The organism is Pseudomonas sp. GL_093, assembly GCF_057837605.1.
Genome location: NZ_CM174448.1, coordinates 1,547,407 through 1,562,594 on the forward strand (window position 1 = coordinate 1,547,407; position 15,188 = coordinate 1,562,594).

General features: G+C 61.2%; 15 protein-coding genes. 9 read left to right on the forward strand and 6 right to left on the reverse strand.

Going from position 1 to position 15,188, the window contains the following annotated elements:
* Positions 1–3: 3 nt before the first annotated feature.
* Complete coding sequence (gene emhA / locus AC3IUE_RS06970) at positions 4–1,161, reverse strand: efflux RND transporter periplasmic adaptor subunit EmhA (protein ID WP_056739346.1); 1,158 nt, start codon at positions 1,159–1,161, stop codon at positions 4–6.
* A gap of 265 nt (positions 1,162–1,426) precedes the next feature.
* On the opposite strand from emhA, the gene emhR reads away from it, so the two are divergent.
* Entirely contained in the window at positions 1,427–2,059 is a 633-nt protein-coding gene (gene emhR, locus AC3IUE_RS06975) for an efflux system transcriptional repressor EmhR (RefSeq protein ID WP_056739348.1), read from the forward strand.
* A gap of 161 nt (positions 2,060–2,220) precedes the next feature.
* Positions 2,221–3,105 (forward strand): DMT family transporter, encoded by an 885-nt coding sequence (locus tag AC3IUE_RS06980; RefSeq protein ID WP_056739349.1) that lies wholly within the window; start codon positions 2,221–2,223, stop codon positions 3,103–3,105.
* 142 nt (positions 3,106–3,247) lie between these two features.
* On the opposite strand, the gene AC3IUE_RS06985 is transcribed toward AC3IUE_RS06980, so the two are convergent.
* From AC3IUE_RS06985 to AC3IUE_RS06995, 3 genes are read right to left on the reverse strand one after another with little or no spacing between them, the layout of a single operon-like run.
* Positions 3,248–4,297, reverse strand: a complete 1,050-nt coding sequence (locus AC3IUE_RS06985; protein WP_056739351.1) for an alkene reductase — start codon at positions 4,295–4,297, stop codon at positions 3,248–3,250.
* A gap of 21 nt (positions 4,298–4,318) precedes the next feature.
* A complete protein-coding gene (locus AC3IUE_RS06990) occupies positions 4,319–5,485 on the reverse strand; it encodes an MFS transporter (protein ID WP_489266392.1) in 1,167 nt (388 codons plus the stop codon).
* 2 nt (positions 5,486–5,487) lie between these two features.
* Complete coding sequence (locus AC3IUE_RS06995; protein WP_056739353.1) at positions 5,488–5,808, reverse strand: ArsR/SmtB family transcription factor; 321 nt, start codon at positions 5,806–5,808, stop codon at positions 5,488–5,490.
* A gap of 170 nt (positions 5,809–5,978) precedes the next feature.
* Between AC3IUE_RS06995 and AC3IUE_RS07000 the strand changes: the two genes are divergently transcribed.
* Complete coding sequence (locus tag AC3IUE_RS07000; RefSeq protein ID WP_489266394.1) at positions 5,979–6,557, forward strand: acyl carrier protein phosphodiesterase; 579 nt, start codon at positions 5,979–5,981, stop codon at positions 6,555–6,557.
* 126 nt (positions 6,558–6,683) lie between these two features.
* Here AC3IUE_RS07000 and AC3IUE_RS07005 read toward each other — a convergent pair whose 3' ends face one another.
* Both AC3IUE_RS07005 and olsB read right to left on the reverse strand, forming a co-directional pair.
* A complete protein-coding gene (locus tag AC3IUE_RS07005) occupies positions 6,684–7,475 on the reverse strand; it encodes a lysophospholipid acyltransferase family protein (RefSeq protein WP_489266396.1) in 792 nt (263 codons plus the stop codon).
* Positions 7,475–8,230: an L-ornithine N(alpha)-acyltransferase gene (gene olsB, locus AC3IUE_RS07010; protein ID WP_056739359.1), complete on the reverse strand. Its 756-nt coding sequence runs from the start codon at positions 8,228–8,230 to the stop codon at positions 7,475–7,477. The genes AC3IUE_RS07005 and olsB overlap by 1 nt, the downstream gene beginning before the upstream one ends.
* Before the next feature lie 154 nt (positions 8,231–8,384).
* Here olsB and AC3IUE_RS07015 point away from each other — a divergent pair, with 154 nt between their 5' ends.
* From AC3IUE_RS07015 to AC3IUE_RS07040, 6 genes are all read left to right on the forward strand, one after another.
* Positions 8,385–9,263, forward strand: a complete 879-nt coding sequence (locus AC3IUE_RS07015) for an acyl-CoA dehydrogenase middle domain-containing protein (RefSeq protein WP_489266398.1) — start codon at positions 8,385–8,387, stop codon at positions 9,261–9,263.
* A 162-nt stretch (positions 9,264–9,425) separates the two neighbouring features.
* Positions 9,426–10,520 carry a serine hydrolase domain-containing protein gene (locus AC3IUE_RS07020; protein ID WP_489266400.1) on the forward strand — a complete coding sequence of 365 codons (1,095 nt, stop codon included), beginning with the start codon at positions 9,426–9,428 and terminating at the stop codon, positions 10,518–10,520.
* Entirely contained in the window at positions 10,517–10,846 is a 330-nt protein-coding gene (locus tag AC3IUE_RS07025) for an amidase (protein ID WP_489266402.1), read from the forward strand. The genes AC3IUE_RS07020 and AC3IUE_RS07025 overlap by 4 nt, the downstream gene beginning before the upstream one ends.
* A 307-nt stretch (positions 10,847–11,153) precedes the next feature.
* Positions 11,154–12,329, forward strand: a complete 1,176-nt coding sequence (locus tag AC3IUE_RS07030; RefSeq protein WP_489266404.1) for a M20 aminoacylase family protein — start codon at positions 11,154–11,156, stop codon at positions 12,327–12,329.
* A gap of 81 nt (positions 12,330–12,410) precedes the next feature.
* On the forward strand, positions 12,411–13,721 hold the full coding sequence (locus AC3IUE_RS07035) for a citrate-proton symporter (protein ID WP_056739368.1): 1,311 nt from the start codon (positions 12,411–12,413) through the stop codon (positions 13,719–13,721).
* A complete protein-coding gene (locus AC3IUE_RS07040) occupies positions 13,718–15,166 on the forward strand; it encodes an amidase (RefSeq protein ID WP_489266406.1) in 1,449 nt (482 codons plus the stop codon). The genes AC3IUE_RS07035 and AC3IUE_RS07040 overlap by 4 nt, the downstream gene beginning before the upstream one ends.
* Positions 15,167–15,188 lie beyond the last annotated feature (22 nt).

A 15,188-nucleotide genomic window follows, 5' to 3' on the forward strand; every position in this document is an offset into this window, starting at 1 on the left:
GGTTTACTCCCCTTTGCCGCTGGAAGCCTTGTCAGCTACTTTTGCGGGGGCCGGGTTCTTTGCGCCAACGTTAGTCGCTTCACTGGCCTTTACTTCGACGCCAGGTTTAACGAATTGCAGCCCTTCGGTGATCAGTCGATCGCCGGCCTTCAGACCGTCTTCGATCAGCCACTGGCTACCGACAGTACGGCTGGCCTTGAGCTGACGCAGTTCGACCTTGTTGTCCGGACCGACGACCAGCGCGGTCGGGGTGCCTTTGAGATCACGGGTCACGCCTTGTTGCGGGGCGAGGATCGCTGCACTGTTCACACCGGCCTGCAATTGGGCGTGTACAAACATGCCTGGCAGCAGGGTGTGGTCAGGGTTGGGGAATACCGCACGCAAGGTCACGGAACCGGTGGTCTGGTCCACCGAGACTTCCGAGAACTCGAGCTTGCCTTCCTGTTTGTACTCGCTGCCGTCTTCGAGGGTCAGCTTGACCTTGGCCGCGTTGTCGCCGGACTTTTGCAGACGGCCGCTTTCCAGTTCGCGGCGCAGTTCCAGCAGCTCAACCGAAGACTGGGTCACGTCGACGTAGATTGGGTCCAGTTGCTGAATCACCGCCATCGCGTCGACCTGGCCGCTGGTGACCAGCGCGCCTTCAGTCACGGTCGAGCGGCCGATGCGGCCGGAGAGTGGTGCGTAAACCTTGGTGTAACGCACATTGATCTGGGCGCTTTGCAGGGCGGCTTCCGATTGCAACCGGTTGGCCAGGGCTGTGTCGTATTCCTGACGGCTCACGGCCTGTTCGTTGACCAACTGCTTGTAGCGGTCGGAGATCGATTTGGTCTGTTGCAGGTTGGCTTCGGCGCTTTTCAGGGTGGCTTCATAAACGGCCGGATCTATCTGATACAGCTGCTGGCCGGCCTTGACGTCGCCGCCTTCCTTGAACAGGCGCTTGAGAATGATGCCGTTGACCTGAGGGCGAACTTCGGCGATGCGGTACGCGCTGGTACGGCCCGGAAGTTCGGAGGTCAGGGTGAAGGCTTGAGGTTGCAGAGTAACGACGCCGACCTGAGGGGGTGGTGCGGCAGGTGCCGCCTCTTCCTTTTTGCATCCGCTGAGCAGCGATGCCAAGGCGAGGGCGGTGACCAGAGCGGTAACAGCTGGCTTGAATTGCATGAAAATCCTCGGGTCAGGCGCGCAATTTGCGCACTAGAAATGTGGAAAGGTAAAAAATGTGCGCTGAGTGGATAAGTAGCTTGCTAAGTAATATACTTACGTTCATGGTTGTTTGTAAATACCTTGGCCGCGTATCCACACCATTACAAAAGCCGTTCAAGGGTTCGAATTGTAGGCCGGGGAAGACGCCCAAGAGCGCTCGCCCCACTTTTATTCAGCGGATGTTCAGGCATCGCTGAAGCATCCTGATTGAGGTTGTACTGCCATGGTCCGTCGCACCAAAGAGGAAGCTCAAGAAACCCGCAGCCAGATACTGGAAGCGGCAGAAAAAGCCTTTTACGAAAGGGGCGTGGCGCGCACGACACTGGCGGATATCGCTACCCTGGCCGGGGTCACGCGCGGCGCTATCTACTGGCATTTCAGCAACAAGGCGGATTTGGTGCAGGCCATGCTTGATACCCTGCAAGAGCCGCTGGATGAAATGGCCAAGGCCAGTGAAAGTGAAGATGAACTCGATCCCCTCGGCTGTATGCGCAAGCTGCTGATTCATTTGTTTCATCAAGTTGCCCTGGACCCGAAAACCCGACGCATCAATGAGATTCTGTTTCATAAGTGCGAATTCACCGATGAAATGTGCGACCTGCGCCAGCAGCGCCGAGAGGTCAGCCTTGATTGCAATGTGCGAATCGCCCTGGCGCTGAGCAATGCGGTCAATCGGGGGCAGTTACCGGAAAACCTCGATACGGCCCGCGCGGCCATCAGCATTCATGCTTATATCGATGGCATCCTGTATCAGTGGCTGTTGGCGCCCGACAGCTTTGAACTGCACATCGACGCCGAGCGTTGGGTCGATACAGGGTTGGACATGCTGCGCTTCAGCCCCAGCCTGCGCAAATGAAACAAAGTGTGTAATTGGATCAGTTTGTGTCAAGACTTGAAGCGGGGAATATCCCTGCGTCGCTCGCCTTTCTGTAATGGGGTGCTTTTATATACGTACGTTCGCCAGGTTGATAGGTAGCGAGCTACGTATTTTGTAGGGATTTTGTGTCGAGTGTGTGAATGAGTGTGAACGACCCGGGCTACAAGGGCGTCGAGCAGCCGATCAAGGGCATAGCGCTGATCTGTCTGGCGGTATTGTTGTTCGCCAGCCACGACACGTTGTCCAAGTACCTGTCCGGCTTCTACCCGATCGTGATGGTGGTTTGGGCGCGCTACGTGGTGCACACCTTGTTGATGCTGGTGATTTTCGTGCCGCGCAGTGGTTTTTTGGCGGTGGTGCGCACCAAGCGTCCCGGACTGCAGTTATTACGCGCCCTGTGTTTGATCGGCACCAGCTTGTTTTTCACCACCGGTCTGCGTTACATCCCCTTGGCTGAGGCCACGGCCGTCACCTTTCTTGCACCGTTATTAGTAACCGCATTGTCTGTACCGTTGCTGCATGAGCGGGTAACACGCAATCAGTGGCTGGCGGTACTGGGTGGATTTGTCGGCGTGTTGATCGTCGTGCGGCCCGGCGGCGCTCTGTTCACCCCGGCGATCTTGTTGCCACTGTGCTCGGCCTTGTGTTTTGGCTTCTATCAATTGCTCACCCGCCTGCTCAGCGGTATCGACAGCCCGACCACCAGCAACTTTCTGACCGGCATTCTCAACAGCCTGATCATGAGTGCGCTGTTGCCGTTCTTCTGGAGTACGCCGACGTTGCTGCACGGCCTGTTCATGATTGGCCTGGGCACTTGCGGCATGCTCGGCCACATGTTGCTGACCCAGGCCTTCCGCCATGCGGCACCGGCGATGCTGGCCCCCTTCAGTTACGGACAGATCCTGTTTGCCGGGATGTACGGGTATTTGATCTTTGACCATACCCCGGACAGCTTCGGCGTGATCGGGATTGCGGTGATTTGCCTCAGCGGTCTTGCGGTGGCCTGGGGACAGCGCAAGCGCTGACAAGATCGCAGCCTTCGATAGCGCCTACATTATTCGAAAGGCGTACACCCTGTAGCTGCCGAAAGCAGCGATCCTTTGATCTTCCATACGCAAAAGCCCCGGCTCTTTCGAGTCGGGGCTTTTGTGTTTCAAGGGGGGACGCTTACAACACCGGGTAGTCGATGTAGCCGACCGGGCCCTTGGCGTAGAACAGTTCAGGACGCGCCTCGTTCAGCGGCGCATCGGCCTTCAACCGTGCCGGCAAGTCAGGGTTGGCAATGAATGGCACGCCGAAGGCCACCGCATCAGCCCTGCCGCTGGCGAGCCAGGCGTTGGCGCTGTCTTTGGTGAAGCGTTCGTTGACGATGTATGGGCCGCCGAATGCTTCTTTCAATTGTGGACCCAGGCTGTCGCCATCTTCTTTCTCGCGGGAGCAGATGAAGGCGATGCCACGTTTGCCCAGTTCGCGAGCGACGTAAGTGAAGGTCTCGGACAGGTTGTCGTCGCCCATGTCATGGAGATCGGCACGGGGCGACAGGTGCATACCAACGCGGCCAGCGCCCCAGATTTCGATCGCGGCATCGGTCACTTCCAGCAACAGGCGCGCACGATTTTCCACGGAACCGCCGTAGTTGTCGGTGCGCTGGTTGGTGCTGCTTTGCAGGAACTGGTCGAGCAGGTAACCGTTGGCGCCGTGGATTTCCACACCGTCAAAACCAGCCGCCTTGGCGTTCTCGGCACCGACGCGGTAGGCGTCGACGATGTCGGCGATTTCAGCGGTTTCCAGGGCGCGTGGGGTTGGGAAGTCGGCCAGTGGGCGAACCAGGCTGACATGACCTTTTGGCTGAATGGCGCTCGGTGCGACCGGCGCTTCACCGCCCAGGTACGACCCGTGGGAAATACGGCCGACGTGCCACAGTTGCAGGAAAATCTTGCCGCCCGCGCCGTGAATTGCCTTGGTCACATTGGCCCAGCCACGCACTTGATCGTTGGACCAGATACCCGGGGTGTCCGGGTAGCCGACGCCCATCGGCGTGACCGACGTGGCCTCGCTGAGGATCAGGCCGGCCGAGGCGCGTTGTACGTAGTACTCGGCCATCAGCGCGTTTGGCACGCGGCCTTCGTCGGCGCGGCAACGGGTCAGCGGCGCCATGATAATGCGGTTGGCCAACTCAAGGTCGCCCAGTTTGATCGGATCGAAAATAGTCGTCATGAAATAGCTCTCTTGTAGAGATCAGTTGGTAGCAGGGGCCAGTTCGGGATTGCCGCTCTGACGGAAGGTAATCAGGGTCACCAGCAGGGCGAGTACCGCCAGTGCGGCTGCCGCGAGAGGAACACTGGTCAGGCCGAAACCGTGGGCGATGACGCTGCCACCGACCCAGGCACCCAGTGCGTTGCCGATATTGAAAGCGCCGATGTTCAGGGTCGACACCAGGTTCGGTGCGGCTTTGCCGTAGGTCACGACGTTCACTTGCAGGGCGGGCACGGCGGCAAAGCACGCGGTGGCCCAGAGGAACAGGGTGATTTCGGTCGGGATCAGCGCAACGCTGGTCCAGGTCAGCACGGTCGAGATCACGGCCATCGAGATGAAGACGCCAATTAGCGTCGCGGCCATGCCTTTGTCAGCCAGCTTGCCGCCGATGATGTTGCCGACCGTCAGGCCCAGGCCGATGAGCATCAAGGTCCAGGTCACGCCTTTGGGCGAGACGCCGGTGACATCGCCGAGCAGCGGAGCGACGTAGGTGAACAGGGTGAATACGGAAGCTGCGAACAACGCGGTCATGCTCAGGGACAGCCAGATCCCGGCGCCTTTGAGGGCACGCAGTTCGGCGCGCATGTCGAGTTTCTCTTCATCACGCTTGGCCGGCAGGAAACGGATCAGGCCGATCAATGCGATCACACCAATCACGGTCACCGCCCAGAAGGTCGAACGCCAGCCGGCTTCCTGACCGAGCGCGGTGCCCAGCGGAACGCCGAGCACGTTGGCCAGGGTCAGCCCGGTGAACATCAGGGCCACCGCCGAAGCGCGCTTGTTAGCCGGCACCAGACCCGCTGCCACCACCGAACCAATGCCGAAGAACGCACCGTGGCAGAGGGCGGTCACGACACGGGCGAACATCAGCACGTTGTAGTCGGTCGCCATTGCACAGAGCAGGTTGCCAATGATGAAGATGCCCATCAACGCTACCAGCGCGGCCTTGCGCGGCAATCGAGAGGTGGCCAGTGCCATGAACGGCGCACCGATGGCCACGCCCAGGGCGTAACCGGTCACCAGCCAGCCGGCGCCGGGGATCGACACACCGAGGTCGGCCGCCACATCGGGTAGCAAGCCCATGATGACGAATTCGGTGGTGCCGATGGCGAAGGCGCTCAAGGCCAGAATGAGTAGCGAGAGGGGCATTGTTAATTCCTTGCCGGAGCGCTGAGCTCCTTGACGATGGCATCGAGGAACGCCTGAATCACGTCCTCGTTGCGTTTGAAGAAGTGCCATTGACCGGCTTTCTGGCTACTGATCAGTCCCGCACGTTGCAAGTTCGCCAAATGGGCGGACACGGTCGACTGCGACAGGCCGCAGCGTTGATCGATCTGTCCGGCGCAAATGCCGTACTCGTGGTTGTGGATCTGTTCCGGGAACTGGGCTTTGGGATCTTTCAGCCAGATGAGGATGTCTCGGCGTACTGGGTGTGCCAGGGCTTTTATTATTTCGTCGAGGTCGATGGTCATGGTTTGGGCTCGTGATGAGTAAAACGCTATATCGCGATGAGGCGAATTTTAAATCGGTACTTCGCGATATACCAATATGATTTTGGTCTGACGACCTAGTAATTCGGTATATCGAGTTATAACGATATGTTGAGTGTAACGATACAAAGGCGCAGTGCTAAGCTGCGCGCATGAACTATCTCGCACATCTGCACCTCGGTGGCCAGCGCCCCGGTCAATTGCTCGGCAGTCTGTATGGCGATTTCGTCAAAGGGCGGCTGCAAGGGCAGTTCGATCCGGAGATCGAAGCGGCCATCCAGCTGCATCGCAGCATCGATGTCTTTACCGACCGCCATCCGTTGGTGGACGTTTCGTTGTCACGGTTTTCCATGACCCGCCGGCGTTACGCCGGGATCGTGCTCGACGTGTTTTTCGACCATTGCCTGGCCCGGGACTGGACGCTGTACGCCGATCAGCCACTGGAGCAATTCACTTCGGGCGTGTACCGGGTGCTGTCCGCCGAGGCGCAATTGCCGGAACGTCTGGCGCAGATCGCGCCGCACATGGTGGCCAATGACTGGTTGGGTTCTTATCGGGAGTTTGCGGTGCTTGAGCAGGTGCTGCGAGGGATTTCACGGAGGCTGACGCGACCGGAGGAGCTGGCCGCAGCGATGCAGGAATTGCGGGTGTTGTATGAACCGTTGAGCGAGGATTTCAGATTGTTCTATCCGCAGCTTCAGGATTTCGCGCAGAACTACTCAACGACATAAAACAAATGTGGGAGCGAGCTTGCTCGCGATTGCGGTGTGTCATTCAACATCTTTGTTGAATGTGAAGCCGCCATCGCGAGCAAGCTCGCTCCCACAGGGGATTTTTGTTCCTTCAGTAGACAGGTGTCAGGCCGCAATCGCCGGGCGCATTGGGACTTGCTGTGTTTCCGGGATCGCCCCAAACAACGCCTTCTGCACCGCCTGCTGCGCCTCGAACGCCAGTGCCGCACGCTCGCGACCTTCACACGCGATCGGCTTGAGCAAATGAATCTCCACCTCACCCCGATCATGGGCAAACAAGCGCATCAAGTGCGAGAGCAAATCATCATCGCCAATGAACGGCGCCAGTGAATCGAGCTTTCCGTCGCGCAGATAACGAATCGCCACCGGTTGCAACTTCACTTCGGAGTCGATCGCCGCAGACAGCAATCGACCGTGGAAAGTGCGCAACGAACGGCCATCGGTGGTGGTGCCTTCCGGGAACATCAGCAGCGGATGTTCCTGCTCCAGATGACGGGTCATCTGTTTGCGAATCAACTGGCTGTCGCCCGACCCGCGACGAATGAACAAACTGCCGGCCTTGGCCGCCAGCCAGCCCGCCACCGGCCAGGTGCGCACTTCGGCCTTGGACAGGAACGACAGCGGCGTGAGCATGCCCAGCAGCGGAATGTCGGTCCAGGACACATGGTTGCTGACCCAGAGCATCGGCGCCTTCGGCAATTCACCGTGCAGGGTCACGCGAAAGGGCAGGGCATTGCTCAGGCGCGCCATGAAAAATCGCGACCAGCGCTGGCGACGGACCATCGAATGAGCAATCCCCAGACGTTCGAACAACCCGAACAGACTGGCCATACTCAAACCCAGCGCCACCACCACCAACACTCGCGCAATCCGCGCGTACACCCGTAACCGACTCATCACACGGCCGCCTTGAAGTGCTTGGCATAACGCGGGCAGAGTTCGTCGCGCTTTAGCAGGATGAATACGTCGGCGACCTGGAAGTCTTCATCCCAGCACGGCTCGCCGCAGATCTTCGCGCCAAGACGCATGTAAGCCTTAAGCAACGGTGGCATTTCGGCGATGACGTTGGACGGGATGTCGAGGCTCGGCAGCGGCTTTTTCGGTTCGGCCCGCAGGTGTTCAGTGCACAGGTAGCGTTCGCGCAGGCGCTGCATGATCGCGTGGGCCTGAATGCCGCCGTCCTGCATCGGGATGCTCGCGCAACCCATCAAATAGCTGTAGCCGCCCTGGTTCAGCACTTCGGCCAGCTCGCCCCAGAGTACGGCGATGGTGCCGCCATTGCGGTAGGCCGGGTCGACGCAAGTGCGGCCGATTTCCAGGATCGGGCCTTTCAGATGGACCAGGCCATGCAGGCTGAATTCTTCTTCGCTGTAGAACTTGCCCAGGCTGCTGGCGGCCGTGTGGTCGAGCAAACGGGTGGTCGCCACCAGACGCCCGGAGTTCAAGTCACGCACGCCGATGTGGGCGCAGTGAACATCATAGTCATCCATGTCCAGACCCAGCTCCGCGCCTTTCAGCTTGGCGTTGAATTCGCCGCTGAACACGTTGAAGCGCAGGGCCTGGGCTTCCTGCAAGGCCTCGGCGCCCACCAGGCGTTCGGCTTGCAGGCGGCGTTCATTGCCGGTGTCGCTGATGCGGGCGATCTGAGTCATTGCGAATCTCCGTACGGGCCGTTCACCCGTCGTGGGTTGCAGCCGATCGACTTTCTTTATGCAGCCGTGTTGTGCAAAGTCAGGCTATGTAGCCCCGGTGTCATCGCCATGAAGCTTTGGTGATGCTTATATGACAGCCCACGAGGAGCCTCTTATGCCCTGGCAAAACCTGCTGCGCCGCCGCGATCGTCTGCCCGCCAACCCGGACCTGGGCGAGGGGTTCGCGACCTTGTTGCACCAGTTGGGCAACGTCACACCGTTCGAATTGGCGGTGGCCGGCGGGCGTTTGATGTCGACGCCGGGCCTGGCGTTTCTGGTGGGCTATCAGGCCGCGTTGCGCATGCTTTGGCCGAGCGCGCCGCTGAGCCTCGGCGCCTTGTGCGCGACCGAACAGCGCAGCCTGCGGGTGACGGACATGCAGACCCGTCTGCACGATTTGCGTCTGAGCGGGCGCAAGGATTTTGTCACCGCAGGCGATGCCGCCGATTGGTTGCTGATCGCGGCCCGCAGTGAAGCTCCCGACGAAAAACCGCGCCTGAGTCTGGCGGTGGTCTATCCCGATGAACCCGGCGTGCGTCTGGAAAAGTTACCGGCGATCCCGTTGATGCCAGACATCAGCCATGGCCGGCTGTTTCTCGATAACGCTCAGTGCGAACTGTTGGCGGGGGATGGCTGGGATGCTTACATCAAACCGTTCCGCACCCTTGAAGACATCTACGTTCTGAGCGCCATGACTGCCTGGCTGTACGGCATTGCCCAGGACAGTGACTGGCCGCAAGCCTTGCAACTGCGGTTGCTGGCGCTGCTGGCCGGGTGTGCGGAAGTCAGCCGGCAGGCGCCGAATAATCCGTCCGGGCATGTGTTGCTCGGTGGCTTGTTTGCGCAGTTCGATGGGTTGAAGGCCGAGGTGGCTCAGGCACTGGCCGATGGCCCGCAGCATTGGGCGGCGATGTGGCAACGCGATCAGGGCGTGTTGGATTTGGCGGCGGGTGCGCGGGGGACGCGGTTGGCCAAGGCGTTGGCGGCGATCTGACGGGCCTCATCGCGAGCAAGCTCGCTCCCACATTGGATCTGCGTTGTACAGACCCTGTGGGAGCGGGCTTGCTCGCGAAGGCGGCCTGACGGGCGATACAAATTTCAAAACTGTCATCAACCGCGACTAGGCTCAGCAGGTCCATCCCTCCGAGCCCCCACCATGTCCAAAGGCTTGTCCCTGGTTTTTATGCTCCTGCTCAGCCTCACCGCCCACGCCGAATACTGGCCTGCCGAGCAATGGCCGACCGCCCCGACCGTCACCGGGCCGGCGCTTCAAGCCCTGGAGACTTACGCCTTCCCACCCCGTGATGAGGCCACCCGAAAAGGCATCCGCACTGACGCCTTGCTGGTGATCCGCGACGGCCAGTTGATCTACGAACGCTACGCCGGCCCGACCACGGCCGACACCCCGCACCTGACCTGGTCCATCAGCAAAAGCCTGATGGCCACGGTCCTCGGCGTGGCCTATGGCGAAGGTCTGTTCAAGCTCCCGGACCCGGTGCAGAAATTTTATCCACCGCTGGAAAAACACCCGACGATGACCATGGCCGACCTGCTGCATTGGGCCTCGGGGCTGGACTGGCAGGAAGACTATGAATACGCGCCGTTGAAATCCTCGGTGGTCGCGATGCTCTACACCCGCGGTCACCCGGAAATGGCCGCGTTCACCGCCGATCACGCTGAATACGCCAAACCCGGTGAGGCATTCCGTTACTCCAGTGGCGACAGCAATCTGTTGTCCGCCGCGCTGAAAAATATCGTCGGCCCGACCCGCTATCCGGACTATCCATGGACGGCTCTGTTCGAGCCCTTGGGGATTCGCCACGCAGTCTGGGAAAGCGATGCCACGGGAACCTTCGTCGCTTCATCCTATGCCTACCTCACCGCCAGGGATTTGGCCCGAGTCGGTCTGTTGATGGCCCGCGACGGCCGTTGGGGCGAGCGGCAACTGCTGCCCAAGGACTGGGTCGCCTTCAATCGCGAACCGTTCGCCCATTATCAAGCCCATCAAGACGACGCCGTACCCGGCGGCCATTGGTGGCTCAATCGAGCAGCGGATGGCGCGGCAAAACCCTGGCCCGATGCACCCGACGACACCTTCGCCGCGCTGGGCCATTGGGGTCAGGCGATGTACGTGATTCCCAGCGAAAACCTGGTGATCGTGCGCTACGGCGATGACCGCGACGGCAGCTACCGGCACAACGATTTGCTCAAACTCGCGCTCAAGGCATTTGCCGCGAAGGTGCAGCCATGAGCCGTCGCATCTTTGTTCGTCGCCGACCGTTCAGCACGCTGTTGTTGATCCTGCTGATCGCCTTGCTTGGCTGGATCTGGCAGGAGCGCGTGGCGCTGTGGGCATTCCCGGACATCATCAGCGCCTACACCGCCAAGGAATATTGTTCGTGCCGTTACGTGATGAACAACCCGGTCGAGTACTGCCACAGCTATGTGAAGCAGTGGCTGCCGACCCGTGGCTTTACCGATGACACTGCCAGCAAGCGCGTCACCGTCAGCGGCATGGGCCGCAGCAACAGCGCGCAATGGATCAGCGAACGCCAAGGCTGCCGCCTGAATCCCTGAACACCACAGTTCTTGTAGCAGCTGGCGAAGCCTGCGTTCGGCTGCGCAGCAGTCGCCAATCCTGCCACCTCGGTTTACCTGAAACACCGCAGTGTCAGGTTTTACGACGGCTTCGCCGTCGAACGCAGGCTTCGCCAGCTGCTACACGGGTTGCTGCGCTCCTCAGGTTCCACGTGGTGGAACCACATTCGATTGTCCTCGCGCCGAACTCGCGGTTATCTGGCGGTGAGCGCGACCTGCCTTGATGTGTCGCGAAATCACTGCGAACAAAAAGAACGGGAATACACCCGGCCCGAGGACAATCGTCATGACCCGACATCAGCACATTCTTGCCTGGCTCAACGACGTGGCCAGCGACCTGCACGCGACGCGCCAGGACATCCACGCCCACCCGGAACTTGGCTTCGAGGAAAACCGCACCTCGGCGCTAGTGGCCAAATCCCTCGAAGCGTGGGGTTATGAAGTTCATACCGGGATCGGCAAGACCGGCGTCGTCGGCGTCCTGCGCAACGGCAACAGTTCACGCAAACTCGGGCTGCGGGCGGACATGGACGCCTTGCCGATCCTCGAGAATACCGGCGCGGCTTACAGCAGTCGGCATCAGGGCTGCATGCACGCCTGTGGTCATGACGGCCACACCACAATGTTGTTGGGCGCCGCGCGCTACCTCGCCGCGACTCGTCAGTTCGACGGCACCCTGACCCTGATTTTCCAGCCCGCCGAAGAAGGTCAGGGCGGCGCCGAAGCGATGCTCGCCGATGGCCTGCTGGAACGGTTTCCCTGCGACGCGCTGTTCGGCATGCACAACATGCCGGGCTTGCCGGCCGGGCATCTGGGCTTCCGTGAAGGGCCGATGATGGCGTCCCAGGATTTGCTCACGGTGGTCATCGAAGGCGTGGGCGGACACGGCTCGATGCCGCATCTGGCGGTGGACCCGCTGGTGGCGGCGGCCAGTGTGGTCATGGCCCTGCAAACCGTGGTTGCGCGCAACATCGACGCGCAGCAGGCCGCTGTGGTGACCGTCGGTGCCTTGCAGGCCGGTGAGGCCGCCAACGTCATTCCGCAACAAGCCATCTTGCGCCTGAGCCTGCGTGCACTGAACGCCGAAGTCCGCGAGAAAACCCTCGACCGGGTGCGCGCGATCATCGAATCCCAGGCCCGCAGTTTCGGTTGCAGTTCGCAGATCGAACATCGCCCGGCCTACCCGGTGCTGGTCAACCACGCCGCTGAAACCGAGTTCGCCCGGCAGGTCGGCATCGAGCTGCTCGGTGCCGACGCGGTGGACGGCAACACGCCCAAACTCATGGGCAGCGAAGACTTCGCCTGGATGCTGCAACGCTGCCCCGGCGCCTACCTGTTCATCGGCAATGGCGTTTCGCGGCCGATGGTCCACAACCCCGCTTACGACTTCAACGACGACATCCTGCTGACCGGCGCGGCGTATTGGGGCGCGCTGACCGAGAGCTGGCTGAAGCCCGCCTGACGAGCTCACTTTCTACTGCCGCTGGATCGGGCGCGCATCGCCGCGCCCGTTATCGCCCAACAGGTTTCTGGAGAGTTCCCCATGCAGACTTCGAGCACAGGCGTTTCGCGCACCCGGCAGGTGGTCGCCGCCGTTATCGGCAACGCCCTGGAATGGTATGACTTCATCGTTTACGGCTTTCTGGCGAGCATCATCGCCCGGCAATTCTTCCCGTCCGAGGACGAATACGCGTCGCTGTTGATGGCGCTGGCGACCTTTGGCGTCGGGTTTTTCATGCGCCCGGTGGGTGGCATTCTGTTGGGCATGTACTCCGACCGCAAAGGCCGCAAGGCCGCGATGCAGATGATCATCCGCCTGATGACGGTGTCCATCGCGCTGATCGCGTTCGCGCCCAACTACGCCGCCATCGGCATGGGCGCGCCGTTGTTGATCGTGGTCGCGCGGATGCTCCAGGGCTTCGCCACGGGCGGCGAATACGCCAGCGCCACGGCGTTTCTGGTGGAAAGTGCCCCCGCGCACAAAAAGGGTTTGTACGGTTCCTGGCAATTGGTCGGGCAATGCCTGGCGGTGTTTTCCGGGGCGGGGATGGTGGCGTTGTTCACTCATCTGCTTTCCCCCGAGGCGCTGGATAGCTGGGGCTGGCGGATTCCGTTCATGATCGGTTTGTTGATCGGCCCGGTCGGGCTGTGGATTCGCAAGCACATGGAGGAGCCGGAAGAGTTTCTTGAGGCACGCAAACAGGCCAAAGGCGCGAGCCCGAGCCTGCTGCAAGTGATCCGCGAACATCGGCGCAGCATTCTGGTGTCGATGGGCCTGGCGTGCGGCGCAACAGTGTCGTTTTACGTGGTGCTGGTGAACATGCCGACCTTCGCCCATAAAAACCTCGGCCTGCCGCTGGATCAGGTGCTGTTGGTGCAGATGCTCGCCGTTGCCGTGATGACCGTGATCATTCCACTGTCCGGCGCGCTGTCGGACCGACTCGGGCGGCGCCCGGTTTTGATGGCGTTCACGTTGGCGTTTTTCGTGATGGTGTATCCGCTGTACGTGTGGGTCGCGGCGGCACCATCGGTGGAACGTTTGCTGGTGATGCAACTGTTGCTGTGCAGCGCCATCGGCGGCTTTTTCGGCCCGGCGCCGACCGCACTGGCCGAGCAGTTCCCGATCGAAGTGCGCTCCACCGGGGTGTCGGTGGCGTACAACGTTGCGGTCATGGTCTTCGGCGGTTTCGCGCCGCTAATCGTCACCTGGCTCAGCAAGGCGCTGGCGACCCCCGTGGCGCCGGCCTTCTATGTCCTGTTCGCTTGCGTGCTGACGCTGATGGGCACTTACTGCATGCACGAAGCGCCACGCGCTAAAAAATCCGAAGCACTTAATCTTGAGGTGAAGCCTTGAGCATCAATCCGATTGTTGAAATGGACGCCGATGCGTTGTCCCGGGCGATTCATGCCCGCCGGGTATCCTGCCGAGAAGTGATGCAGGCCTACCTGGCGCAGATCGAACGCTTCAATCCGCAGGTCAACGCGCTGGTCTCGCTGCGCCCGGCCGAGGCGTTGCTGGCAGAGGCCGACGCCTGCGACCGGCAGTTGGATCAGGGCCAGTCCCGCGGCTGGATGCACGGCATGCCGCAAGCCATCAAGGATCTGGCGGCGACTGCCGGTTTGCGCACGACCATGGGCTCGCCGCTGTTCGCCGAGCAGATCCCGCAACACGACGCCATCAGCGTGGCGCGGGTTCGCGACTGCGGGGCGATCATCATCGGCAAGACCAACGTCCCGGAATTCGGCCTCGGCTCGCAGACCTACAACAGCGTGTTCGGCACCACCACCAACGCCTACAACCCGACGTTGGTCGCCGGCGGCAGCAGCGGCGGGGCGGCGGTGGCGCTGGCGTTGCGCATGCTGCCGGTGGCCGACGGCAGCGATATGATGGGCTCGCTGCGTAACCCGGCGGCGTTCAACAACGTATTTGGCTTTCGTCCGTCACAAGGCCGCGTGCCTCACGGGCCTGCGCCGGAGGTGTTCGTCCAGCAACTGGCCACCGAAGGACCGATGGGCCGCAGCGTGACCGATGTCGCCCGCTTGCTCGGCACCCAGGCCGGCTATGACCCGCGCGTGCCGCTGTCGCTCATGCAGAGTCCGGATATTTTTGGTGAAACGCTGGTGGCGGATTTTCGTGATGTGAGGCTGGGTTGGCTGGGGGACTACAACGGCTATCTGCCGATGGACGACGGCGTGTTGAGCCTGTGCGAATCGGCACTCGCGGACTTCGAAGCACTGGGTTGCCGGGTCCAGGCCTGCCAACCGGACTTTTCCATGGCGCGCCTGTGGCAGACCTGGCTGGTGCACCGACACTGGCTGGTGCAGGGCAGCCTCGGCGCGCTGTATGCCGATCCGCAGAAACGCGAAAAACTCAAACCCGAAGCTCAATGGGAGATCGAGGGTGGCCTGCGCCTGACGGCGGCGGATGTTTACCAGGCGTCAGTCAGTCGCAGTGATTGGTATCGGGCCTTGAGCGAGTTGTTCGAACGTTACGATTTTCTGCTGTTGCCCACCGCGCAAGTGTTCCCTTTTGATGCACAAACCCCTTGGCCGCGCGTCGTCGGCGGGCAGTCCATGGACACCTATCACCGCTGGATGGAGGTGGTGATCGGGCCGACTCTGGCCGGTTTGCCAAGCATGAGTGTGCCGGTGGGATTCAGCCCGGCCGGGTTACCCATGGGCCTGCAAATCATCGGCCCGGCCCAGGCCGATCGGGCGGTGCTGCAACTGGCTTACGCCCATGAGCAACTGACGCAATGGGTCAAGCGCCGGCCGCCGGGTTGTCTGCACGACGCCTGAGTTCACCGAGCGGGCCCGCATT